General features: G+C 50.1%; 1 rRNA gene. It reads right to left on the minus strand.

Going from position 1 to position 541, the window contains the following annotated elements:
- A 16S ribosomal RNA gene (locus tag PAECUDRAFT_RS24345) occupies positions 1–428 on the minus strand; the annotation flags it as partial.
- Positions 429–541 lie beyond the last annotated feature (113 nt).

The raw sequence follows: 541 nt of genomic DNA on the forward strand, positions 1-541 counted from the left end.
GCCTTCTTCACTCACGCGGCGTTGCTCCGTCAGACTTTCGTCCATTGCGGAAGATTCCCTACTGCTGCCTCCCGTAGGAGTCTGGGCCGTGTCTCAGTCCCAGTGTGGCCGATCACCCTCTCAGGTCGGCTACGCATCGTCGCCTTGGTGAGCCATTACCCCACCAACTAGCTAATGCGCCGCAGGCCCATCCGTAAGTGAAAGATTGCTCCTTCTTTCCCGATTTCCTCATGCGAGAAAATCGCGTATCCGGTATTAGCATTCGTTTCCGAATGTTATCCCAGTCTTACGGGCAGGTTGCCTACGTGTTACTCACCCGTCCGCCGCTAACTATCAGGAGTGCAAGCACTCCTTCAAGTCCGCTCGACTTGCATGTATTAGGCACGCCGCCAGCGTTCGTCCTGAGCCAGGATCAAACTCTCCATAAAAGTTAAGTTTGTAGCTCATTTTGAAACATTTATACTGACAGTTTCGCTCGTTGTTCAGTTTTCAAAGAACAATTTACGTACAACTTTCACATCTTATCATATGATGTTTAGTT

The sequence above is a fragment of the Paenibacillus curdlanolyticus YK9 genome (assembly GCF_000179615.1).
Lineage (GTDB): Bacteria > Bacillota > Bacilli > Paenibacillales > Paenibacillaceae > Paenibacillus_T > Paenibacillus_T curdlanolyticus.